Source organism: Pseudoalteromonas sp. ABV4_021 (assembly GCF_056159365.1).
Map to the genome: position 1 here is coordinate 949024 of NZ_JBSWVB010000002.1, position 24745 is coordinate 973768.

General features: G+C 42.1%; 23 protein-coding genes. 11 read left to right on the top strand and 12 right to left on the bottom strand.

What is annotated here, in order from left to right; genetic code table 11:
- Positions 1-8 precede the first annotated feature (8 nt).
- Both ACXAFE_RS18395 and ACXAFE_RS18400 read left to right on the top strand, forming a co-directional pair.
- Positions 9-494, top strand: coding sequence for a DUF6702 family protein (locus tag ACXAFE_RS18395; protein ID WP_475157776.1), 486 nt, complete (start codon positions 9-11; stop codon positions 492-494).
- A 51-nt stretch (positions 495-545) separates the two neighbouring features.
- Entirely contained in the window at positions 546-1481 is a 936-nt protein-coding gene (locus ACXAFE_RS18400) for a GTP-binding protein (RefSeq protein WP_475156093.1), read from the top strand.
- 77 nt (positions 1482-1558) lie between these two features.
- Here ACXAFE_RS18400 and ACXAFE_RS18405 read toward each other — a convergent pair whose 3' ends face one another.
- The 4 genes from ACXAFE_RS18405 to ACXAFE_RS18420 all read right to left on the bottom strand — a co-directional run bounded on the left by ACXAFE_RS18405 (position 1559) and on the right by ACXAFE_RS18420 (position 5843).
- Complete coding sequence (locus tag ACXAFE_RS18405; protein WP_475156098.1) at positions 1559-1933, bottom strand: hypothetical protein; 375 nt, start codon at positions 1931-1933, stop codon at positions 1559-1561.
- A gap of 29 nt (positions 1934-1962) precedes the next feature.
- Positions 1963-2769, bottom strand: coding sequence for a substrate-binding periplasmic protein (locus tag ACXAFE_RS18410; protein ID WP_475156102.1), 807 nt, complete (start codon positions 2767-2769; stop codon positions 1963-1965).
- A gap of 6 nt (positions 2770-2775) precedes the next feature.
- Positions 2776-3906 carry a porin gene (locus ACXAFE_RS18415; RefSeq protein WP_475156105.1) on the bottom strand — a complete coding sequence of 377 codons (1131 nt, stop codon included), beginning with the start codon at positions 3904-3906 and terminating at the stop codon, positions 2776-2778.
- 65 nt (positions 3907-3971) lie between these two features.
- Entirely contained in the window at positions 3972-5843 is a 1872-nt protein-coding gene (locus ACXAFE_RS18420) for a methyl-accepting chemotaxis protein (RefSeq protein ID WP_475156111.1), read from the bottom strand.
- Positions 5844-6544: 701 nt separating this feature from the next.
- Here ACXAFE_RS18420 and ACXAFE_RS18425 point away from each other — a divergent pair.
- On the top strand, positions 6545-6754 hold the full coding sequence (locus ACXAFE_RS18425) for a cold-shock protein (protein ID WP_010558354.1): 210 nt from the start codon (positions 6545-6547) through the stop codon (positions 6752-6754).
- Between the two features lie 163 nt (positions 6755-6917).
- On the top strand, positions 6918-7277 hold the full coding sequence (locus ACXAFE_RS18430; RefSeq protein WP_475156120.1) for a hypothetical protein: 360 nt from the start codon (positions 6918-6920) through the stop codon (positions 7275-7277).
- A 139-nt stretch (positions 7278-7416) separates the two neighbouring features.
- Here the strand turns inward: ACXAFE_RS18430 and ACXAFE_RS18435 are convergent, their stop codons facing one another.
- Positions 7417-7881: an HPP family protein gene (locus tag ACXAFE_RS18435; RefSeq protein ID WP_475156123.1), complete on the bottom strand. Its 465-nt coding sequence runs from the start codon at positions 7879-7881 to the stop codon at positions 7417-7419.
- A gap of 105 nt (positions 7882-7986) precedes the next feature.
- Between ACXAFE_RS18435 and ACXAFE_RS18440 the strand changes: the two genes are divergently transcribed.
- Entirely contained in the window at positions 7987-8538 is a 552-nt protein-coding gene (locus tag ACXAFE_RS18440; RefSeq protein ID WP_475156127.1) for a TetR/AcrR family transcriptional regulator, read from the top strand.
- Positions 8539-8600: 62 nt separating this feature from the next.
- On the opposite strand, the gene ACXAFE_RS18445 is transcribed toward ACXAFE_RS18440, so the two are convergent.
- Positions 8601-9020: an acyltransferase family protein gene (locus ACXAFE_RS18445; protein WP_475156134.1), complete on the bottom strand. Its 420-nt coding sequence runs from the start codon at positions 9018-9020 to the stop codon at positions 8601-8603.
- A 440-nt stretch (positions 9021-9460) separates the two neighbouring features.
- On the opposite strand from ACXAFE_RS18445, the gene ACXAFE_RS18450 reads away from it, so the two are divergent.
- Genes ACXAFE_RS18450 through ACXAFE_RS18460 form a run of 3 tightly spaced genes read left to right on the top strand, consistent with a single transcriptional unit; the run spans position 9461 to position 14424 of the window.
- Positions 9461-10414 (top strand): ABC transporter ATP-binding protein, encoded by a 954-nt coding sequence (locus tag ACXAFE_RS18450; RefSeq protein WP_475156137.1) that lies wholly within the window; start codon positions 9461-9463, stop codon positions 10412-10414.
- Positions 10404-13337 (top strand): Gldg family protein, encoded by a 2934-nt coding sequence (locus ACXAFE_RS18455; RefSeq protein WP_475156142.1) that lies wholly within the window; start codon positions 10404-10406, stop codon positions 13335-13337. Before ACXAFE_RS18450 ends, ACXAFE_RS18455 begins: the two co-directional genes overlap by 11 nt.
- 10 nt (positions 13338-13347) lie before the next feature.
- Positions 13348-14424 (top strand): DUF4340 domain-containing protein, encoded by a 1077-nt coding sequence (locus ACXAFE_RS18460; RefSeq protein ID WP_475156147.1) that lies wholly within the window; start codon positions 13348-13350, stop codon positions 14422-14424.
- A gap of 74 nt (positions 14425-14498) precedes the next feature.
- Here ACXAFE_RS18460 and ACXAFE_RS18465 read toward each other — a convergent pair whose 3' ends face one another.
- From ACXAFE_RS18465 to ACXAFE_RS18485, 5 genes are read right to left on the bottom strand one after another with little or no spacing between them, the layout of a single operon-like run.
- Positions 14499-15158: a CoA transferase subunit B gene (locus ACXAFE_RS18465; RefSeq protein ID WP_475156154.1), complete on the bottom strand. Its 660-nt coding sequence runs from the start codon at positions 15156-15158 to the stop codon at positions 14499-14501.
- On the bottom strand, positions 15158-15862 hold the full coding sequence (locus ACXAFE_RS18470) for a CoA transferase subunit A (protein ID WP_475156156.1): 705 nt from the start codon (positions 15860-15862) through the stop codon (positions 15158-15160). Before ACXAFE_RS18470 ends, ACXAFE_RS18465 begins: the two co-directional genes overlap by 1 nt.
- A gap of 9 nt (positions 15863-15871) precedes the next feature.
- A complete protein-coding gene (locus ACXAFE_RS18475) occupies positions 15872-16633 on the bottom strand; it encodes a 3-hydroxybutyrate dehydrogenase (protein ID WP_475156160.1) in 762 nt (253 codons plus the stop codon).
- Positions 16633-17808: an E22 family MetX-like putative esterase gene (locus ACXAFE_RS18480; protein WP_475156161.1), complete on the bottom strand. Its 1176-nt coding sequence runs from the start codon at positions 17806-17808 to the stop codon at positions 16633-16635. Before ACXAFE_RS18480 ends, ACXAFE_RS18475 begins: the two co-directional genes overlap by 1 nt.
- A 9-nt stretch (positions 17809-17817) precedes the next feature.
- Entirely contained in the window at positions 17818-19119 is a 1302-nt protein-coding gene (locus tag ACXAFE_RS18485; protein ID WP_475156164.1) for a GntP family permease, read from the bottom strand.
- Positions 19120-19377: 258 nt separating this feature from the next.
- On the opposite strand from ACXAFE_RS18485, the gene ACXAFE_RS18490 reads away from it, so the two are divergent.
- The 3 genes from ACXAFE_RS18490 (at position 19378) to ACXAFE_RS18500 (ending at position 23907) form a co-directional block, all read left to right on the top strand.
- Positions 19378-21690 (top strand): TonB-dependent receptor, encoded by a 2313-nt coding sequence (locus ACXAFE_RS18490; protein WP_475156167.1) that lies wholly within the window; start codon positions 19378-19380, stop codon positions 21688-21690.
- Between the two features lie 110 nt (positions 21691-21800).
- Positions 21801-22472 (top strand): response regulator, encoded by a 672-nt coding sequence (locus ACXAFE_RS18495; RefSeq protein WP_100914639.1) that lies wholly within the window; start codon positions 21801-21803, stop codon positions 22470-22472.
- A 280-nt stretch (positions 22473-22752) separates the two neighbouring features.
- On the top strand, positions 22753-23907 hold the full coding sequence (locus ACXAFE_RS18500; RefSeq protein WP_475146905.1) for an IS30 family transposase: 1155 nt from the start codon (positions 22753-22755) through the stop codon (positions 23905-23907).
- 340 nt (positions 23908-24247) lie between these two features.
- Here the strand turns inward: ACXAFE_RS18500 and ACXAFE_RS18505 are convergent, their stop codons facing one another.
- Positions 24248-24694: a DUF6714 family protein gene (locus ACXAFE_RS18505; RefSeq protein WP_475156170.1), complete on the bottom strand. Its 447-nt coding sequence runs from the start codon at positions 24692-24694 to the stop codon at positions 24248-24250.
- Between the last annotated feature and the right edge of the window lie 51 nt (positions 24695-24745).

Genomic DNA, 24745 nt, shown 5'->3' on the forward strand with positions numbered 1-24745 from the left:
AAAAGTCAATTTATACCCTAATTGCTGTGCTATTTTTGCTGGTTGCGAACAATACGTTCGCACACCAGCTAAAAGCAGCTGAAACAACAGTGCTTTTTAACAAGCAATCGAATCAACTTGAAGTGATGCACCGCTTTTATCTGCATGATACAGAGCATGCCGTGCAGCACTTACTTGATAAGACAGCCGATATCATCAGCTCAAAAGAAACCCAGCATGACTTCGCAAACTATGTGGCAACGCAGTTTTTTATTAAAGATCTTGCTAACAACACATTAGCGCTAAATGATGTTGGCTTTGAAGTAGATGGCAAGTTTTTTTGGGTTTACCAAGAAACGAAGTTACCAACCGATATCACCGGCATAAAGCTATTTAATGGCGCATTAAGAGAGCTTTGGCCAACACAAGTAAATATGGTCAACATAGAAGGTAAGGGCGAGGTAAAAACCTTGTATTTTACAAAAAATGAAGACTGGCTAGTAACAAAGTTTTAATCGTTAAAGTACGTCGAATTATCTCGACGTGCACTCTATTGGAGATATTTAATGGAAGCAATCATCGTCATTGTTGGATTTCTTGGCGCAGGAAAAACAACTTTACTTAAAAAGCTCGTAGATAACGCTGTTGAACGCGATTGGAATCCATTCGTAGTGCTTAATGACTATGAAAATGCCAACCTCGATGTGGCACAATTAAGTGAAAAAATAGACTCAAAATGGCTAAAAGCACTCAGCGGTAGTTGTATTTGTTGTAGCGGTATTTCTGAACTCAGGGATTCTGTAAATCGTATACCTGAACGCAAGAATGGCATCACCTTTGTCGAAGCGAACGGCACAACCGATGCATGTTCGTTAATGGGTTTTTTAGGCGTTGGCATAGACGAACGATTTCTCCCGCCCGTTCAAATATCGGTTGTTGACGTGAAAAATTGGCAACTGCGAGGGGAGCATAACGAGCTTGAGGCTAATCAAATACAGGTTTCGTCAATCTTGGTATTAACCCATGAAAGTGGTACTGACAGCGCACGAATTGAAGCTGTAAAGACTCAGTTACAAGCGCTCAACCCAAGCGCTAAAATAATCAATGCAGATGAGTTAGACATCACCCAGCTGCCTGAAGTCGCACCGTCTGAAAATAGTGCAACAAAACTCGACCATCATAAAGCGCATTGGGCATCGAGTTCGGCCGATTTACCACATTTACCCGATTACCTATGTGTAAAAGACATTTGCGATGCGTTACCTAGCACTATTTTACGCATAAAAGGCTGTACCACTATCGCCAATGAGCCCCATTATGTGTATTTTGAGCGTTGCCCAGACGGAGAAGTATATGTAAGACCTTATCGCGGCAAACCTGACACCGGAACAAAATTACTTACCATTGGCCCAGGAAGCGATAAAGTGCTGTTAGAGCAAGTTATTAAAAATGCCTTAATAACCGCTAAACAACGAGAAAGCCAGAAGGCCTGTAACCTTTAACGCAAAACCACTTTGCGATAATTGAAAATAGCGCATAAAGCGCTATTTTTATTGCTTATCGAAAAAACAGCACAACGCTAACCATTGGCTGCAACCACGGTCAAAGCACTAACTACCGCAAATAACATCCACGACAAGTGTTTTGCTTTCGACCCCACTAACGCCACGATAAAGTGAATCGCAAACGTCACCGCAATAATATAAAGCACCGTAAGCTTATTAAAGTTTGGCTCTGCAAGTGCCAATAAAATCGCAGCAAAACCAATCCAAGTAACCGAGGTTAAATGCCAAGCAAAACGCAATGTGCGTTTGGTAAAATCATCGTTACCAAAAAGCTTAGGTAAGTTATCCCGATTAAATAACCGTATCAGAATGTAACGCTCACCAAGGTAAGAGTGTGCAAACGATACAAGTAACAGTAAGCAAGCAGAAATGTAGAGTAGAAACGTCATATCCTTATGTACCACTTTATAGATCAAGTTTATTGCTCAACTGAGTCAGTCGTTCGCTGCTGATTAGATATCTGTTTAATGGCGTTATTTAGCTCACCCAAAAACAACTCAAAATCAGTAAAGTGCTTCACATATTCTTTTGAAAAACCAATATGTGCAGACTGTGAAGAGATAGTTTCCATTACAATAAAATCATCATTATTTGGTATATCATTTTTTTCCATGGTTTCCTTGAGCACCAGTAAGATGGATGTTTTATCGTTTATATAACAATCAACTCGCCGTTTCAGTAATTTTTCAACATTATGCTCAGTGCTCTTATTGCTTTCTAGCAAAATTGTGCCCTGATTAACTGCTTTAGAATATTTATCATTGAGCAGTATATAGCCCGCATTGATGCCTAAACTAAGCGGCTTTGAGGTTTTATTTTGAGAGAAATAATCAACTAATCGCACATTTTTATGGCACAACACTACCACTTCTTCTAATCCAATTTTTTCCGAATAATGAGAAATAAAGGGGCGTGTTTCAGGGTGTTTGTAAGGAGGCAAAATGGCAAGCTCTTTGCCTTGGTCAACAAGCATTAATGCACGCTTCCATGGCAGTGGCACAAACGTAATATGATAATTAGGTGCAAGTTCACGACTTACTTGGCGTATAAAATCAATGTAGATTCCTTGCACTCTGCCATTTTCAATGTAGCTGTAGGGCGGATAATCATCGTCAACTAAGATGCGTACTTCTTGACTATCTGCCGCAAATAAATGGGCACTGCAAAAAAGCAACAAACTAAATGCAACTAATGGGCGTAAGCGCAAATAGTACTTAATTTTCATGTGGTTTTAATACGCCCACTGCTGAGAGTAATCATAACGAAAGCCTACCGAGATTGACTGAGTATCGTTCAAGGCATCAAAGTCTTTTGTTAAATATTCTAAATGAAAGCGTAGGTTATCGCTTGGCAGCCACTCTAATGTTAAGTTGGCTCCTTGGTGGCTCTTACTTTCAAGATTTAAATTTCCGTCATCGAAATCAAAGAAACCTAATTTAGCGCGATACAAAGGGTGAAAACGGTAGGCGAGTGATACATCAAGCGTGGCGCCACTTCTGGAATTAACCCGCTGATAATCAACATCCTGGTACGCAATAGCTGCGTAAAGATTGTCGCTAATATCAAGCGCTGCCATGCCCGCTACCACTTCCGTTTTCCCGATTTTTATTTGTTGCTGATCATAATCATCTTGCGTTGAATAGGTTAGCGCTAAGTGCAAGCCATTTCGGCTGTAACCTAAACCGGTATTAACAAAGTCGGCAAAATCATCGCCACTATCGCCGTCAAACTGTCCACCTATCATAAACTTAAAATCATTAATCTGGTTTTCATAGGTGACAAGGTTGTTAACAAAAAACGGGCTTTCAACATCGTAAGCAAAGGGACTACTGCGATGGTTAAAAATATCTACATATTCAGCAATCAAGGTGTATTGCACCGGTCTTTGTTTACCAAGACCGAACTGGCCAATTGGCGAGTCTAGCGCAACGTATACTTGTCTGGCCTTGCCAAAATCACCATTGTTACCAAGGTCGATACTCCATTCGCCATGAGCGATTGCCTGCCAACCGGGTTTAAATTGGTAGGTAGATTTAAATCCTGCATGAGACAACGCATCCTGAATGTCCCAAAAATCATCGTTATGATCTTCAATATAACCGTAAGTTGGCCGCAACGTCGCATACAGCTTAATACTGCCGTTTTCGCTCTTTTTGGGCTGTGAAACCTCAGTATTTTCCGGTGTATCGTTTTTATTCGTGGGGGCTTGCTGGCTGGCTTTCACTTCTAAATCTGCCAGTCGTTTTTGCAACTCAAGTAACTGCTGTTTAATAAGCTCAATTTCGTTTGCTTGGTTATTATTAGCATGTGCAACATGGCTAAAAAGTAATGGCGCACAAAGCAAAATGTTAAAACGTTTCATCGGTGTATCCTCACTATGGCTAACTGACTAAACTACTGTCCATTGATTAAACAGGCGATTATCCGTTACACCTTAAAGCGATCCAGTATCTGCTTCTGTTCTTGAATACTATTCGCTTGCAACTCAATTGATTCGCTCGTTTGGTGTGCATAATTAGAAACATTGACGGAAATATCTCGGATCCTAACGGTGTTTTCATTAATTTCTTCCGACACCGAACTTTGCTCTTCGGCCGCTGATGCAATTTGCGTATTCATGTCGTTAATTAAATTAATTGCAGCGCAAATTCTATCGAGTGCTTGCTGTGTGCTTTTTGCTTGTTCAACGGTTTCTTGTGCAGCGCCTTGGCTTACTTTCATAGCCTCTACAACCGTTTTTACGCCCGATTGCAATTGGTCAATCATGGCGCGTATTTCAGTTGTGGAATCTTGGGTACGAGAGGCGAGTGTGCGAACTTCATCTGCCACCACGGCAAAACCACGCCCCTGCTCACCCGCCCTTGCCGCTTCAATTGCAGCATTAAGTGCAAGCAAGTTAGTCTGTTCAGCAATCTCGTTGATCACCTGCAAAATGGTTTCAATGTTATGGGTGGCATTTTCTAAAATTTCGACATTACCAACCGCATGCTCAATGCGTGTCGATAATGTGTCAATCAATGACGTTGTTTGTTCTACGATTTGCACGCCTGTTTGGGTGGCGTTATCAGCTTCTTTCGTTGCTTCAGCGGCACTTTGCGCATTATTGGCAACCTCAGAAGCGGTTACCGTCATTTGATTCATTGCTGTGGCAAGCAAATCAATTTCTTGCAACTGCGTCGATACCGCAGCATTCGAGTCATGCACACCTTGTTGCGATACTTTCATACTGCTCAAAACATCATCGCCAGTCGACTTTAACAGTTTAATCTGTTCTCTCAGGTTTTCTTTAAACAAGTTAAATCCGGTGGCCAGCTCAGCAAATTCTTGGTCAGTATCGGTCGATAGGCGTCTTGTTAAATCCCCTTCACCAGTTGCGATATTCTCTATCGCACTGTTTAGTGCATTAAGCGGTGTCAATAATTTTTTAATTATAAACTGCAACACTAACACGCTCACAATTAAGGCAATAATACTAAAAATAACCACTTGGTTACGCATATCGGTAACCGCTTTATACGCAATTTTCTCGTTAAGTAGTACGCCTATATACCAATCCTGTTCAGGAATTTTGGCAAACCTAAGGTTAAACTCTTCGCCATCAACGATTGGGTGTTCAATGTTGTTAACCTGAATACGAGTATTGGGTAAAAACTCACTCATATTTTTACCATTCTTACTGGAATCGGGGTGGGCTATCACCACACCACTTTCCGATACAATAAAAATGTAACCCGCGTCGAACAGTTGCACGCGATTAACCAAATCCGATAAACCAGACAGACTCAAATCAAAAAAGATTGAACCGATAAATTTATTGGCTTTAATCAAAGGTGTGGCAACGGAAATCAGTATTTCACCTGTAGCCGAATCCGCATAAGGTTCGGTAATAATCAGTTGCCTTTCATTTTTTGCTTTTACATACCAAGGCCTTACTCTTGGGTCCCAACCAGCTCCTGGTTCCCAATCAGGATCACTTTTAAAGTTTGAACCGTCAGATTCGTAGCCACCGCCGATCAGTAAAAACTCTTGTTTAATTTCAGGAATACGAATGACATCGGTAATGTGCTGATGAGAGGGGTCTAGTTGTGCAAGCGATGTAGCATAACTGGCAATTGCTTTTTTTCCACCAAGCTCTGACGAAACAGTATTTTTAACACCGTGCACAATGTCTTGAATACTTTCTTCGATGGTTGTTTGAAGTTTTGATTTAACAGTGAAAAATTGAATGGTGCCAAGAAAGGCAATGGTGATGATCAGTAACAGTGAAGATGCAATTGCAACCTTATGAACAAATTTCATAACATTCTCAACCTAATGTTTGCTACATAACTAAAAAGCGTCTAAGCAAGTAGGTTGCTTAGCCTCTTTTTATGAGATGTCTTTAACATTAGTTGATAAATTTACATTTTTCCTACTCATCATCCCATATATACCTTCTATTTTTTGTCGTTACGAAAGCGATTTTAACAAGATCTGTAACCCTGAAAACAACTATCCAACTCGAGGAATGCACCTCTAACTGAAGTCGCATCAAAGCGAACTATCCGTTGCAGTTTAAGGTAATAAACTGCAACGTGTTAACGCCGGATTTGAGCGCTTCGCAAATGCCACCGCAGTGTCTTTTACACACTTAGCACTACTGTAATCAATGTAACGTCTTGTCATTATCACAACATTTAAATTAATTACTTATACTTCAAGTATTAAACCATCAGAAAAGCCAATCTTTCTGTGTATATTGAGGCACACAAAGCGCTCACTTATCAAACAAAAGTTGAGTAAAATTTTCCCAACATTGTCATTAAATTATCATTGACTTTAACTTGCATGCCAGTTAACTTGAGTTAGTAGCTAATAAGTTGAGTTACAGTATTATTTCTTCATTTCGCCGAATATGATGTACGTCGTTCTGTTGTGATTAACACTTTGCTTTATTTTGACGCTATTCACGCTCATGGTGAGCAATTGTTACACCCCTATTTATATACTGGATTTATATCATGTCAGAAAAAGTAAACGGCACTGTAAAGTGGTTTAATGAATCAAAAGGTTTTGGCTTTATCGAGCAAGCATCAGGACCAGACGTATTTGTACACTTTAGTGCTATTACTGGTGACGGCTTCCGTACCTTAACTGAGGGTCAGAAAGTTGAGTTCACTGTAACGACAGGTCAGAAAGGACCTCAAGCTGAAAACCTAGTGGTTTTATAAGCAAAAATTCCGGAGGCAAGTAATCTATTTGCCTCAGCTCCACCCAATAAATTCGTATTAAATTCCAACTGATATCTGTCACTAATTCGGTTACAATTATATTTTTCACCCCTAATCACCGAAAATGAAAGTCAATTCATCAAGCAGCTATGGAAAGTTCACCGTGTCCCTATTAAGTGAGCGCATTATTTACGCCAAACTTATTGGCAGCTTTAGTGAGCGTGGTATTAGTGATTACATCAATCAGGTGAAAACAATAATCAGTGACTTTGCCGGCAAGCCGTTTGCAATGCTAATCAATAATCTAGAAATTGAGGGTGGCACACCAGAGGCTTACCAAGCCCTCGATAACTACAATCACTGGTTAAATCAGCAAGCTATCGTTGCAAAAGCATTTATCATTGATGACAACGTCACAAAACATATTTTGTTAACGCGCACGCCATCATTAAAACAGCAAAACATCGCCTTTTTTAAAACAGTAAATGAAGCACAGGACTGGCTAGAAGCCGATTTGCATTAATTTTTCACTGCAATATTTGCCTGAGATAATCACTTCATAAGCAGAGTAAAAAAGTAGCATCTAGTCGTATTTCACATTTACCGATGCAACTCATCACAATGCGCTCGCAATAAAAGTCGCTTTCGCATCAGACAGGCATTTAAGCACGCTTTAACATGCTTACCCCATTGCGTTTTACAACCAACATAAATTTTCCAACTAACACTAACAGCACCGCGCCAATCAGCACCGGAGTCACTAAAAAGCTCCAACCTTCTCCCGCCAACATTATTAATATTGGGTTTGCTCCCGCTGGCGGGTGTGTTGTTTTAGTCAATAACATTGCGGTTACCGCAAGCCCTGTTGCCAATGCTAAAGTAAAAGGTGACACGCCAATATACAAGGTAAATATAATACCAATCGAAGCCGTAATGAGATGGCCGCCAATCACATTTTTCGCTTGTGCTAATGGGCTTTCTGGCACACCGAAAACTAATACGGCGGTTGCACCAAACGGCGCCATTAGTAAGGCAAAGTCCATTATTGACGCATCAAAAAACGAGAGTAAAGCGATGCCTAAAAACGCCCCCATACCTGCTAGTATCGGTAAAAATAATGTGTTCATTTCAACTCCAAATAAAAGTAGACCGTTCTGTCTAAATTTTTAGAGTAGACAAAACGGTCTACTTTTGTCAATATACTTTTCAGACAAAGCCATACAAAGATAAACATGAGTAAAAAACGTCAATTGCTTATTGATACCGCCCTAACGCTTTTTTATAAGCAAGGCATTCACGCCATTGGGATCAATGAAATACTAACTACATCTGGCGTGGCAAAACGCACCTTATATAGTCATTTTGCAAGTAAAGACGCTTTGTTAGAAGCGGCACTCGAAACGCGCCATAACACCTTTATGGCATGGCTAAATGATAAGTTAGATGGCGCAAATTCGGATCAGCACACTATTGAACTGCTTTTTAACGCGTTGGCGAGTTGGTTTACACACAATGAACCCAAATTAGGGGATTTTAGGGGCTGTTTTTTTATCAATACATCAGCTGAATTTAGCGATACCCAATGTAATATTTATGCACTATGTCAGCAACATAAAGCCGAAGTAAAAACCGTAATTGAAAGTAAGTTACAAGGCACTAACTCATTATTAGTAGATGCCATTTGTATTATGAAAGAAGGTGCCATTGTCAGCGCACAAGTCTCAGGATACAACCCAAAACACATAGAAAGCTGTATTACAGCCTTGCAAGGTATGCTCGATTAAAACACCAAATTACTGACGTAAATTAACCTAGTCGCAAGCGAGCTCTTAACGTGCTCGCTGTATTAACTAGCAGCTCGAAAATTTACATTTCGCCTTATTAGATTTGCAATCGGCCTTTCAAAATATTGATACGACAAAAAAGCAACAAGCCCACTTAAAACCAATGAGAGTAGCAATTTAATCTCGATAGACAGTTGAAGTTGATTCACTTTAGTAATAATCGGCATATGCAATAAGTACAATGAATACGATATTTTGCCAATAAAGTCACCAAATCGGTTTGCCAAAAGCACATTGTTATTCGGAACCAAAAATACCACACAAAAGAACACCGTACTCATAACAAGCAGCACTTCGTAGCTAAGCCACATTCTCACTTTATCGACAGTAGTACTGCCATAAATAAAACACTTAAAAAGCACAAGAGCAGCGCTCCGCTTACCTTGTTTTTTACTAACTAATTCATTGACACCAATACCCATTGTGCATTCAAGTAACAAAATATTGCATTTTTGAAAGCAGTAAGTGAGATTGAAAGCTACCCCAATACATAATTAGCTAAACGTTAATACACAATAAAATATTTGATGGCGTCAACATTTTTATGAGTTAGCCTCAGGCTCGTTTTACTTGACCTACAAAAGAAATACTTAGTTTTCGACACAAACTAACTCGTCGCTATCTACTACTTATGACTCCCGCTATAACCTAAATTGATACCGAAATAAAAATAGTCTTCCCTCTTGAACTTTTTTAATTTGCCCATATCAGAAAATACGACTCGTTCTTTACTTTGTTTGGGGAATTTACCCTGCAACTATGGAGATAATAACAATGTATTTTTCGATAACGTCTCAAGCACTCTTTTCAAATAAAAATCTATTTATAAACAACCAGTAATAAGCTTAATTCGGAGACTTCCATGTTAGAGGTGAGTAATTTAACTCGCAGCTATGGCAGTTTTAAAGCTGTAGATTCTGTGAGTTTTAAAATCCAAAAAGGTGAAATTATCGGGCTGCTTGGGCACAACGGCGCGGGTAAAACCACCATAATGAAAATGATCAGCGGCTATCTTGAAGCCGACACTGGCGACGTCAGCTTAGATGGCGTAACGCTTTCTAAAGACCCTAAAAAACTTCAAAGCCAACTTGGTTATTTACCCGAAAGTTTGCCTGTCTATCCAGAAATGAGCGTGGCCGAATACCTAGATTATGCCGCTGATTTAAAAGGGTTAAAGGGCAACACTAAAGTAGCTGAAATTAAACGTGCCATCAAAGCTACGGATTTATCTGCAAAATTATTGGCACCCATCGAAACCTTATCGCGAGGTTATAAGCAGCGTGTGGGTGTAGCACAGGCTATTTTGGGGCAACCAAAACTATTGATTTTGGATGAGCCAACCAATGGCCTCGACCCAGAGCAAACACAGCATATGCGTGAGCTGATTAAAGACATAGCCAAAAAAGCCACAGTGATTTTATCGACCCATATTATGCAAGAGGTGAATGCTTTATGTGATCGCGTGTTGATCTTGAAATCGGGGCAACTGGTGCTCGATGAACAACTCGAAGCATTGCAGCGAAGCAAACAGCTGGTGGTCGAAAGCGACTTAGCAGAAGTGAAAAAGCTCACCGACATCAAAGGCATTTTTGCTGTTGAACAAGAGCCGCAAAAATTTATCGTGAGTTTAGAGGACAAGTCGAGCATGCAGCAAGTTTCTGCAAATATAAGCAAAACCATCATTGAAAATGGGGCGCAATTGTTTGCCCTTTATCCGCAAAAGCGAGACCTAGAAACCGTCTTTAACCAAATCAATAACGACGAATTCGTCGCAACCGCGAATAACACTAAGGGAGGAGCCGAGCATGCAGCCTAGTCAATCTGCGCAGTTTAATGCTGTTCGTATCGCGCAAAAAGAAATCGCGCTATTTTTCTCATCGCCCATAGCTTACTTGTTTATTGGTGCATTTGTGTCGTTAATCTTGTTTATCTTCTTCTGGGCTGAGGCATTTTTCTCTCGCAATATTGCCGATGTGCGCCCAATGTTCGAGTGGATGCCCATTCTACTGATCTTCTTATCGGCAACCTTAACCATGAAGCTCTGGAGTGAAGAGCGACGCAGCGGCACCATTGAATATGTCCATACCTTATCGGTGCCGCTGTGGCATTTTGTGCTAGGCAAGTTTTTGGGTTGCTTGGCGCTGCTGGCGATTGCGTTACTAATCACATTGCCTTTACCGATCACAGTTAGCTTTTTGGGCGAGTTAGACTGGGGCCCCGTTATTTCGGGTTATTTAGCGGTGTTGTTACTGGGAAGTGCCTATATTGCCATTGGTTTAGCTGTATCGGCGCGCAGTGATAATCAAATTGTTAGTCTGATCACTGCATGTGTGATTGGCGGGATTTTTTACTTTATTGGTACTGCTGCGATAACCGACTTTTTCTCTCATCAAGGGGCTGAATTTTTAAGACAACTCGGCACCGGTGCGCGCTTTGACGACATCACCCGTGGTGTCATTGATGTGCGAGACTTGGTGTATTATGTGTCGTTAACTTTAGTGTTCTTGGCTTTAAATACTTACTTTTTAGAGCAAGAGCGCTGGGCGAAAAACGACAATAAAGCAAATATACAATCAAGTCACCATAAAACCTGGCAACTAGTAACAGGTTTGCTGGTAGTAAATTTACTTACAGCTAACGTGTGGCTCAGTCAGTTACCGCAATTGCGTTTAGACACCACCGCAGGCAAACAATACTCAATTTCTGAGGCGACCGAGTCTTATTTGGCGCAATTACAAGAGCCTATGTTGATCCGAGGGTATTTCAGCAACAAAACCCACCCGTTACTAGCGCCACTGGTGCCGCAAGTGAAAGACTTATTACACGAGTACGAAGTTGTTGCCGATGGCAGAGTGCGCGTTGAGTTTATTGACCCACAAATGCACCCTGAACTTGAAGAAGAAGCTAACACTCAATTTGGCATTAAACCAATGCCGTTCCAAGTGGCCGACCGTTATCAAGCGTCAATTGTCAGCTCTTATTTTAATATTCTGGTGCAATACGGCGACGAACATCAAGTATTAGGGTTTAGGGATTTAATCGAGGTTAATGCCCGCGCCGAATCAGATGTTGAAGTACTTTTACGTAACCCAGAACACGACATTACCCGTGCGATTAAAACCGTACTACAAAGCTATCAAAGCGGCGGTAACTTATTCGACACCGTGAAGCAAACACTGACCTTTAACGCCTATGTGTCGGCAAATGACAAATTGCCAGAGCAATTACAAAGCTTCAAGCAAGGCATTGAAAAGCACTTAAATGATGTACAAGCAAAGTCTTACAATAAGCTGGATGTAAACTTTATTGAGCCAGAAGCCGAAGGCGGTAAAGTTGCAACTCAAATAGCCGAAGACTATGGCTTTGAGCCAATGGCAACCAGCTTTTTCTCAGATCAAACCTTCTACTTTTACCTGACTTTGGCGGGCGAAGATCAAATCGTACAAATTCCTCTGGATGACTTTAGCGACGCAAGCTTTGAGCGCAACCTAGATGCGGCAATTAAGCGTTTTGCCTCTGGATTCACTAAAAACTTAGCGCTGGTAAAACCCGCTTCAGCCCCGAGTTATGGCTACGGTATGCCAAGCAGCAGCTTTAGAGAGCTAGAGCGTATGCTAGGCAGTGAGCTGAACATCATCAATGAAGATTTAAGCGATGGCAGTGTTTCGGGCGAAGCCGACATTCTAATGCTCATCGCGCCTAAATCACTGGATGAAAAACAGTTATTTGCTGTAGACCAATTCTTGATGAAAGGCGGGACAGTGATCGCAGCAACGTCGCCTTATAGCATCAACCTTGCTGGTGGCAGTTTGAACATGAATTCAGTCGACAGTGGGCTGACAGACTGGTTAGCGCATCATGGTTTAAACATTGAAAACAGCCTAGTGATGGATGCTACCAATGCGGCATTCCCAATTCCGGTGAACCGTAATGTTGGAGGTTTCCAGTTGCAAGAAATGCGTATGTTGGATTACCCGTACTTTGCAGATATCCGTGATGGGTTAAATCCAGACAATTTAATCACTTCTGAGCTACCGCAGCTGACCATGGCTTGGTCGTCGCCCATTACCCTTGCAGAGAATAAAGACAGCGTGACTTTCACTAAGTTGATTGAAAGCTCTGACAAAGCGTGGACGTCATCGTCTCTTGATGTGATGCCACAACTAAACGCGCAAGGCGAGACAAGTTACATCTCAGAAGGGGATACTGCGAAGCAATTAATGGGTGTGATGGCACAAGGTAAATTTACCTCATACTTTGCGGATAAAAACTCTCCGCTTTTAGCTGCCAAAGAGTCCAATTCTCAAAGCGATGCATCGGCTGACAACGTTGAGAATGAGTCTGAAAACAGTGAAACTCAGAGCAACACACAGTTTGATGTCAGCAGTGTGATTAAACATGCGCCAGACAGTGCACGCATTATCTTGTTCAGCTCAAATGACTTTGTGCAAGACCAAGTGCTGCAACTGACCGCAGGCGTATCGCAAAATGATTATTTAAATAGTTTGCAGCTGATGATGAACGCCGTGGATTGGTCGCTTGAAGACCGAGCGTTAATGAGCATTCGCGCGCGCGGTAACTTCAACCGCACCCTACCACCGATGGAGCACGACCAGCAGCTTATATGGGAATACGGTAACTATGCACTGGCATTCACATTGTTAATGGGCTTAGCCCTATTTGATCGTCAACGTAGAAAGCGCAAGCAGCGTGAGTATTTAACTTGGATTTCGCAATAGGAGTGCAACCATGAATAAAGCAGTAACTATTTTATCTGTGGTCTTAGGCGCGCAGGTGATTTTAGCTGGCTCACTATTTTATAACGGCCAAAATAGCTTTGAGACGCAAACGCCAGTGCCATTATTAAGCCTAGAACAGCAAACCATCAACGAAATTACCTTAGAAGAAGGTGATAATGATAAGCCGCTTACATTGGTGAAAAACGGTGGAGATTGGCATTTAGCTGATTACCCAAATTTACCTTTACTTGATTATAAAGTGTCAGCTCTAACCGACACTTTAATCAACAGCAAGGTGAATTGGCCTGTGTCACGCACTGAAGCTAGTCACGAACGTTTTAAAGTGGCCGATGACAATTTCGAAAAACGCATTACCTACAAGCTTGGTGATGATGAAGTTGACATATTGTTAGGTGAGTCACCCAGCTTTAAAAAGCTCTACGTGCGTAATGGCGACAAAAACGATGTGTTCACCATAGAGTTCAGCGGCTATCAGCTTAGTGTCGATAAAAATGATTGGTTGAGTAAGTCATTGCTGTCGGTAAAAGATATCAGCGAAATCAGCCAAGCAGGATTAGCGTTTGAAAAAACCCAAGTAAAGCAAGATGCTGACCTAGACAAACGCACTGAGTCTATCGCAGATAAAAGCGCTGTCTTACCAGATATCATAAATGCAAACGCCAGCTCAAAGACCCATATTGAAACCATTTGGCAAGTTAAAGCGCCTGCAAAATTGCCTGAAGGTCAAACACTCGATACCGAGCGTATTGATGAGCTGCTTGCGCAATTTTCGAGTTTAACGGTCACGTCAATCGCCGAGCAAGAAATCGCTTTTGCAGAGATTGAAAAGCTCAGCGTGAAAGATACCGACGGCAAGCAGTTCGACTTTGAATTTGCTCAACATGAAGACAGCTATTATGTAAAACGCAGCGACTTTGCACATTGGTTTAGCCTTGGCAAAGCGCAGTTTGACAACCTAGCTAAAATCAATGCCAATGACTTTTTCATTACCCCAGATAATGACGAAAATTCGCAGCAATTGAGTCAGGAAACGGGCCAACAAACCGATACTGAAACATCAGAATAGTTTGACTGCATGTTTCGATGAAAAGGGGAACTATTACGTTCCCCTTTTATTTTGCGCTACAACTGGAAATTAATTTAACTAAACACCATTTCTGGCACACACTCTGGTACTACTAACTTGCCTTGAGTTTTGCTGACGATTTCATCCACGCTAATGCCAGGTGCGCGCTCTAATAAATGGAACGCACCGTCTTTTACTTCAAGCACTGCTAAATCGGTGACAATTTTATTAATGCAGTTCACCCCTGTGAGCGGAAGGCTGCAATGGCTGAGTAATTTAGACTCGCCGTGTTTGTTCGCGTGGGTCATTACACAAATAATGTTTTTAGCACCTGCCACTAAATCCATTGCGCCGCCCATGCCCTTCACCAATTTTTTTGGGATCATCCAGCTGGCAATATTGCCATGTTGATCCACTTCAAATGCACCTAACACAGTTAAATCAACGTGGCCGCCGCGGATCATCGCAAAGCTTTCTGCCGAGCTAAAAATCGCAGCGCCAGTGGCTGCGGTAACGGTTTCTTTACCCGCGTTTATCATATCGGCGTCTACTTGGTCTTTTGTTGGATAAGGACCCATACCGAGTAAACCATTTTCTGATTGCAGCATCACTTCGATACCCTCCGGTACAAAGTTCGCCACAAGTGTTGGAATGCCAATGCCAAGGTTTACATAAAAACCGTTTTCAAGTTCACGCGCCACACGTTGTGCAATTTGTTCTCTGGTTAACGCCATTAGTTTTGCTCCTGTGTCACAACGCGCTCAATGCGTTTTTCAAATTCACCTTTAATAACGCGGTTTACATAAATACCTGGGGTATGAATTTCGCTTGGCGCAAGCTCGCCAGGTTCCACAATTTCTTCTGCTTCTACCACGGTAATTTTGCCTGCGGTAGCTGCCATGGGGTTAAAGTTCATAGCAGTATGGCGATAAACGCAGTTGCCATAGCGGTCAGCTTTCCACGCTTTAATAATGGCAAAATCACCAACAACACTTGGCTCTAACAAATAATCGCGGCCATTAAATTGTTTAACCTCTTTATCTTCAGCCACTAAGGTACCCACACCCGTTGCGGTATAAAATGCGGGAATGCCCGCCCCCCCTGCACGCATTTTTTCAGCCAAAGTGCCTTGTGGGGTAAGTTCTACCTCCAATTCACCTGCCAAAAGTTGCTGCTCAAATAAAGCGTTTTCACCTACATAAGACGACACCATTTTTTTAATTTGTTTGTCTTCAAGTAAAATACCCAAACCAAAGCCATCCACACCACAGTTGTTTGAAACTACCGTAAGCCCTTTGGTTTGCTGGCGTTTAATTTCGTTTATTAAGCCTTCGGGAATACCACACAAGCCAAAACCACCCGCAATTACCGTCATGCCATCTTCAAGCCCAGCCATTGCCTCACTGTAACTTGAAACTACCTTATTAAATCCTGCCATTTTAAACTCCTATTGTGCGGTCCAGCCGCCATCTAGCGCCAAGGTTTGCCCGGTAATATTGCACGCCTCTTTTGCCATTAAAAAACGAACTGTGTGAGCGATTTCTGCAATATCGATAAAAGATTTTTTTGGCATTGGCGCTAGCATAATTTGCTCAATCACTTGTTGCTCGCTAATGCCATGGTTTTTTGCCTGATCGGCAATTTGCTTTTCAACTAGCGGTGTTTTTACATACGCAGGGCAAATGGTGTTAATGGTAATATCGTGCTCGGCGGTTTCTAACGCCATCACTTTCGAAAAGCCCACTAAACCATGCTTGGCAGCCACATACGCCGACTTAAAACGCGACGCCACTAAACTGTGAATTGAGCCAATATTAATCACGCGGCCAAAATTGCGCTCGCGCATGCTCGGTAATACCGCTTTGGTCATCAATGCTGTGCCGGTAAGCATCACATCCACCAGCAAGCGCCACTGGTTTTGTGGAAACTCTTCAAGCGCCGCAACATGTTGAATACCCGCATTATTGATTAGTACATCAACCGGTGCTGGTAGCTCGCTAAGCAACTGAATAATCGCCGCCTCATCGGTCACATTTAGTGCTACACCGAGCGCGTGATAGCCTTTGCTACTGAGTTTTTTTGCCGCCTCAAGCGCAGCCTCTTGGTTAAGATCGGTTACAGTGATCAGCGTTTCGCTATCGGCGAGCGCTTCAGCAATACCCAAACCAATGCCACTGGCTCCGCCGGTAATCAAAATATGTTTTTTCATTACTTGGCCTCCAAAAACGCTTGAATACGTTCTTTTTGTGCTGAGATTGCAAATACCCCTTCTAAATGCCCCCAATCGCCGGTGAGTTCTGCCAGCTCTGTTTGCTTGCCCTGCTCTTTTAATGCGTTATTAAGGGCACGGCCCATCTCTGGACGCAGCAGTAAATCTTTGCTGGCAGGAATAATTAAACTCGGTGCACTGATTTTGCTAAGGCTTGCTAAGTAATCATCTTGATGGCCCGCAACAAACAACTGTGATGCGCGCACTAAATAAAGTACGTGGTTGGCATCTTGCGTTTTAGCACGCAGCTTGGCGCGGCTTAACAGGGTTTTCACTACCTCAGGTTGAGTGCGAATATCGCTAAGTGCGCCTTTATCCATCACTTTAAAATTAGGGAAGCTAAGCGCAAACATATTCGGGTGCATCGCATCTTGAGTGATATTGAGCATGGTGGCAGTTAACCCGTCAATAGGCGCAGCTTTGTCGTAGTAATTACCGTTATTCCAGTTTTTATCTAGGCGAATTGGCAATGCCCAGTGCTCTAGCGCCGAGACACTCCATGCATCCATTTGGCCAGCACCAATCACATGGACTAATTTGCCAACCCAATCTGGGTAAGTCACCGCCCATTCAAGCGCTTGAAACGACCCCATTGATGCACCCATCACCGCATGCAGTTTTTGTATACCTAAACTCTCAAGTACTAACTTTTGCACGTTAACAAAATCGCGAATGGTCACCACTGGGAAATCAAGGCCATACGGTTTGTTTGTAGCAGGATTGATTGACGCAGGCCCTGTTGTAATGGTGCGGCCATCATGCACATTGGCATTGGCGAGCGAATCCACACTAATTACAAAATATTTATTGGTATCAATGGTTTTGCCAGGGCCAATAATCGCATCCCAATACCCCGGAAGTGGGTCGCTTTCGGCATATTTACCTGCGGCATGTGAATTACCCGAGAAAAAATGGGTAATTAAAATGGCATTATCTTTTTTATCGTTAAGTGTGCCGTAACTTTCAAAACCCACCGTTACTTCGGCAATGCTTTTACCGCCAAAGGTTTTAAAGTTTTGTGTAGTAAACGTCTGTTTTTCAACAAGTAGCGTTTGTGCATTTAGTTGAAAGCAAACCAGCAAAAACACCAAAGTCATCATTTTTATTATTTTCATAATCAGCCCTTAAAACCAAATAAACAAACACAACGCCAATGCAACACCCAGTAACGGCACCACCGCACTTAATGCCGCCATAGACCAATATGCCGCCTGATGGGTTTCTTTACAAATTGCGCGGATGGTTGTTACCACATAACCGTTGTGTGGCAAGGTATCGAGCGCACCCGATGAAATTGACACTACGCGGTGTAATTGTTCTGGATTGACCCCAGCATCTAAATAGTGCGGCGCGACTAACGGCAGCGCAATGGCTTGCCCGCCCGAGGCAGAACCCGTTAACCCCGCAATCACACTTACCGCTACCGCTGCACCAATTAACTCGTTGCCCGGAATTTGCGTCATTAAGTCAACCGCGACGGTAAATGCGTCTGATGATTTCGCAATTGCACCAAACCCCACCACTGCCGCAGTGTTACCAATCGCAATGAGTGCACCATTGGTACCTTCGGTGGTGGCTTTGGCGATATTGTGAAAGTGTTTAAAGTTAATCACCACTATCGATAATACCCCACCCAATAACGCCACAATCAGTGCTGCTTGCTGCAAGCTGTCATGCAAGGTGAACGAGAGTGCTAACACCACGAGTAGTGGAATAAGCCCTGTAATTGGATGTGGATAATCACGCTCAGGAATTTCAGGGTCATCCTCGCGTGCGACAAATTGCTCGCCATTGGCAACCGCTTTACCAATCATTTTTTTCAGCCACCAGTAGCCAAAACACGCCATAAAAATAGCCACAACCAAACTTACCTCCCATGCAGCATATGGCGAAGTGCCTAAATACTTAATCGGGATCCAGTTTTGAATTTCAGGCGAACCAGCTGATGTCATGGTAAAAGTAACCGAGCCAAACGCCAGCGTGGCCGGTATAAAACGGCGCGGTAAATTGGCATCTTTAAACAACGATAACGCCATCGGGTAAACCGAAAACGCCACAATAAACACGCTAACACCACCGTAGGTTAATACCGCACACGCAATCACTATTGCCAGTACCGCGTGTTTCATACCAAGTTTATCAACAATATAGCGAGCTACACTGTCGGCAGCGCCGGTGTCTTCCATAAATTTGCCAAACAAACTGCCCAGCAAAAACATAAAAAACCATGCACTGACAAAATTAGCAAAGCCATTCATATAGCCTTGAATAAAATTATCAGCGCCAGCGCTTGGAAAAATCGCCAAATTACTAGTGAGCGCCACAATCAATGCACATGCTGGTGCGGCAATGAATAAATTCATACCGCGCAGCGTTAACACAATCAAAAGCACTAGACCACCAATCAGGCCAAGCATACTTAACATAAAATATTCCTATTTGAATCACTAACAAGGGTGACTTGGCTGCTAGTGCGTCAAATTACTGCTGAGTATTAATGTGGCTAACGGTGGCGATTTAAACAATAGCACTATAGTTATACGTGAACGATTTATTATTTAAAAACAATAAATTAACAGTGGATAGCACTATAGTACTAAAGCAATTTAAAAGATTACCCACTAGATTGGTAACTGACTTGGCTGTGCGATGTAACGTATAACAATAAAGATAGGAACAACATTATGACCAAGGCAAATATCAACAGCAGCAAACACGCTTGCCTGCGCTCACTGTCTGCAGTAAGTGGTGCTGTATTACTGGCATTAGCAACCCCTACATTTGCAAATCAACAGGAAAACGGCGAGAAAAAGGCAGAGCTTGAACGCATTCAAGTAACTGCCCGTAAAACCGTTGAAAATTTACAACAAGTACCAGTTTCAGTAACCTCGATAGGTTCAACCGAGCTTGCCGAAAAAGGCATTGCCGAGCTTATTGAAGTACAACAATTCTCACCGAACACTACGCTACAACGCAGCCGTGGCACAAACTCTACTATCACGGCGTTTATTCGCGGCGTAGGCCAGCAAGACCCGCTTTGGGGCTACGAGCCAGGTGTCGGTATTTATATTGATGATGTGTATTTAGCGCGCCCGCAAGGTGCCGTGCTCGATTTACTTGATGTTGAACGTGTTGAAGTACTTCGCGGCCCACAAGGCACACTTTACGGTAAAAATACCATAGGTGGTGCAATAAAATACGTAACTAAAGAAATGTCAGGCGACCCAACATTTAACGTATCGGCAAGCGTAGGGAGCTATAACCAGCGCGATATTAAACTCACAGGCCAATACCCTCTTATTCAAGACACTCTTTATGTAGGCGTAGGTTATGCCAACTTAAATCGCGATGGCTTTGGTGAATATTTACAATCAGACTTACCAAATCAAGATAGCGAAAACTACAACAAAGAAGTCGAAGCAGCTCGTGTTACGCTCGAATGGCATGCCAATGAGGATTTATTCTTCCGCTTAAGTTGGGATAAAACCGACGATACGTCAAATGCCAAAGGCGGCTACCGTTTACTACCAAGTTTATTAACAGATGCACCCGTTCCAAATAGCGTATATGACTCCTACACCAGCTTACCAACATGGAACAAAGTGGAACTTGAAGGCTACAGTCTACTTGCCAACTGGGATTTAACAGACGCCACCAGTGTTAAATACGTCGCATCGAAGCGTGAAAGCTATTCGCCAACTAATATCGACTTTGATAATACACCACTTCGCATTTTTGATGTGCCCGCGGTGTATGACGACAATCAAACCAGCCATGAGTTACAACTAAACCATGCTGGTGAAAACTACAAATTGGTGTCGGGCCTGTATTACTACGATGGCGAATCATGCGGCCAGTTTGAAGCCATTTTAGAAGTACTAGGCAATGCGATTTCATTGCCAAGCTTAACCCGTGAAGTATCGGGTTGTAATAACTCATCAAGTAAAGCCGCGTATATTCAAGGCAGCTACTATTTTAACCAACAGTGGTCGGCAACCCTTGGTGCCCGTTACACCCAAGATGAAAAGGAGGCCAATGTTAGCAACGGTTTAGTTTATGAAACGGTTTATCCGTATTCGGGCTGGATCCCAGGTTATGTTCGCCCTGAAGGCGAATTAGTACCTGAAGTACTGAACGATAACGAAGACTGGTCGCGCTTTACGCCACGTGTTGGTGTGGAATATCAATATTCAGATGACATGATGTTCTTTGCAAGTTACGCACAAGGATTTAAGTCGGGTACTTATAATCCACGTGCAACCACTGCAGAACCAGCTGCCAACCCAGAGATTGTAGACTCATTTGAACTCGGTATGAAAAGCGAGTGGAACAATAACCTGCGCGCTAATATCACCTTATTCTCATTACTGCATAAAGACCGCCAGTATATCTCGATTTTACCGGGTGAAACCTCGGCGGACCTCAATCAGCGCCTAGGGAATATTGGCCGTTCAGAGTCGCAAGGTATTGAAGCAGAATTGACCTATGTTGCTACTGAAAACCTGAATTTTAATGCCTCGCTAGGTTACATCGATGCAGAGTTTACTGAAGTGATCGACACCAACCCGGAAACAGGTGAAGAATTTGATAAATCAGAATTTTTCGATATCGCCAATACGCCAGATTTAACCTTTAACTTAGGTTTTGATTATTCGATTGAATCAACAATTGGTGATTTTGTAGTGAATGGTAATTACTACCACCGCGGCGATTACGTGTTGTTTGAAGAAGCTAGCCTACTTTCGCAAGATGCCTATGGTTTAGTGAACTTAGGTGTTACTTGGTACTCGAATGACGGTCACTGGAGCGCATCACTAACGGGTAAAAACCTCACCGACGAAGAATACCTTGTTGGCGGTTATCAATTTGTCACCCCTGATCCTACAGACCCAACGGATACAAGCAAATATACGCCGGGGTTAGGTGGTGACAATACCTTAATTGGTTATTACGGCGACCCGCGTACCGTTACGCTCACCGTTAATTACCGCTTTTAATTAACACTCCCCCTTGGGTCACCACAGCATAGTGCGGTGACCCAGCTTTGGGGAAATGCTTGTAACCGTATTTCGAATACCTTATAACAGGAAGAATTGGAGTTAATTGGATGACAACGCAAGTGAAAGCCATTATCGCAGACGATCACCCGCTATTTCGCAGCGCTTTAAGCCAAGCGGCGGCAAACTATCTCGAAAAAGACAATATTCAAGAGTGTTATGATTTAGCGAGCTTGTTTTCTTTGCTGGAAACTCACCCTGAAACCGAACTGATTTTCCTCGATTTAAATATTCCAGGCGCCAAAGGCCTGCAGGGGCTCACGCAAATTCGCAACCAATACCCTGATATTTTAGTGATTATGGTATCGGCAACGGAAGACGCCAAAATCATCAACCACGCCATGGAAGCTGGTGCCTGCGCCTACATTCCAAAATCGACCTCGCTGAGCAATATTGGCAAAGCCATTGAAGTGGTGATTGATGGCGATACGTGGCTACCTGAAAACCTCGATCTCGAAGCGCACCCAATCGACAACGAACAAACCGAATTTGCACAAAACTTAGAAAAGCTCACACCACAGCAATACAAAGTGCTGGCAATGATTGCCGACGGCCTGTTAAACAAACAAATTGCCTACGAAATGTCAGTGCAAGAAACCACAGTAAAACAACATGTATCCGCCATTTTACGTAAACTTGGCCTAAACAACCGCACCCAAGCCGGCATTTTATTTAATCAACTCAGCCAAGTAGATACTAAATCAGCTGAAGGCTTTGCGTGATTTTCGGAGTTGATAAAAGCAGGAATGATTCTTAGCAAGAACTTTCATTATGGCTACTGAGTGAGAAACTAACGGTCGGTCTAGCTCTTTTTTGGATATAAGAGTGTTAGAGCTGAAGAACAGTTGTGCGCCATTAGCGGAAAAATTCAAATAACACCAAAATACTTACTTCCATGTATTTTTATAACCCCCTCCATGGGGTCATGTCACTTTTCTTTGCTTCTGTAGATTCAATTAATCAGTGCAACACTTTATTTATTCATAAAAGTGGAGCCTGTTAATGAGTAATAGTTCAGCTGTTCGTTTTACCGATAAAGAAAAAGATGAAGTTTGGCGAAGATGGAAGTCTGGTGAATCTTTGAGTGCTATCGGCAATATATTGGGACGCAAAGCGCCTTCAATTTATCATGTTTTATCTAAATATGGTGGTGTAAAACGGTTTAAACGAAAACGCTCTAAGAATCATCTGTCTTTAAATGAACGAGAAGAAATATCACGAGGTATAGCTCAAAATAAGTCTTTTAGGGTAATTGCTAAAGAACTCAAACGAGCGCCTTCGTCTATAAGTAGAGAAGTATCACGTAACGGCGGTATTCATAAATACAGGGCTTGTGCCGCTGACGATAAAGCTTGGAAACGTGCTAAAAGACCTAAACTTTGTAAACTAAAATTAAATCAAGAACTCGCATTATTAATAGCTGATAAGTTAAAAAATTTGTGGTCACCTGAACAAATAGCTGGTTGGCTAAAGTTACAATACCCAAATGATAAGAGTTGGCACGTGTCTCACGAAACAATCTATAAAAGCTTATATATCCAAACTAGGGGAGTATTGAAAAAAGAGTTACTTAAATGCCTTCGCTCCAAGCCAAGAATAAGAGGAGCTAGAACTAAAGAAAAAAACCAAAGAGGTCATATTCAAGAGCTAATTTCAATTAGTGAACGCCCCGCTTCGATTGAAGATAGGGCTATACCAGGTCATTGGGAAGGTGACCTTATTGAAGGTAGTCAAAAAAGCTATATAGCAACATTAGTTGAAAGGCAAACTAGGTATGTATGTCTTGTTAAAGTAAAAAATAAAAGCACGCATAATGTCATTCCTCAACTAATAAAGCATGCTCAAAAATTACCTAGTAGTTTATATAAATCGTTGACTTGGGATCGAGGTACAGAGCTCAAAGGTCATAAAACGTTTTCAGAACAAACAAATATTGATGTGTACTTTTGCGATCCTCAAAGTCCTTGGCAACGAGGCTCAAATGAGAATACTAATAGATTGTTAAGACAATACTTCCCGAAGGGTACAAATTTATCAATATATTCTCAGGAGGAATTAGATGATGTAGCACAAGCACTTAATAGTCGACCGAGAAAAACTCTTGGATTTTGTACACCGTTAGACAAATTTAAAGAGTGTGTTGCATTGACTGATTGATCACACATCGCCAAAGATAAAGTAACCAAAAGAAAGGCGACCGTAAAAATCAAACGATTTCCTCAAATCAGATTTTAATTTAAAGATAAACGCCATAAATCGATGTCCTTATCTCAGTATGGCTTGCGCGACTCGCTCCGCTTCCTGTCTCACATTATCTATTTAAATCTGATACTCGGGTTTGATTAAAACGGGAAATACACCTGAGTTAAAGGACGGTTCAGTGCCAACAACTGACATTCGTAACGCCTGAATAATGTGTGAGCGTAGTTTGGCAATTTTATTGCGTTGTTTGCAACTAAAAATGCCAAACTAACGCGAATCACGATTAATTCTCTTGTTAGCTGCCATTTAAAACTAGATTAATTTTATGAGCTACTTTGCTAAAGTCATAAAAGTATTCGTCATCATATAATTTTGAGCAATATTGAAAAAATGCGAGCATAGCCATTAATTGCTCTGAGCTAAAACCGATCTCTTTAAATTCAAAGTTAGATAGCCCAACAATTCTTGAAGCTACAGATTCAGCGATTATGTCAGCTAGATCTGGATCATCTAATTCCGCAATCATATAAGCAGGAATGTAATACCTAAACGCTTCAAAAGTAAAAAAAGAAATAGCAGAGTAGTGTTCTCTTAGTCTGTGGATCTCATGCTCATTCCACTTAGTCCCTGAAAAGTATTCATGAGTATTTTCATCATCATAAGTATCAGTACTCAATTTCCCTTTGGGTATAGTTGATATTGGGAACGCATTTATAATTTGGTCTTTAATCGATTCTTCCATGGCTGCTAACGCCCCGTTCAGGGGCTTTTAATTGTTGGCTAAAATATCGAA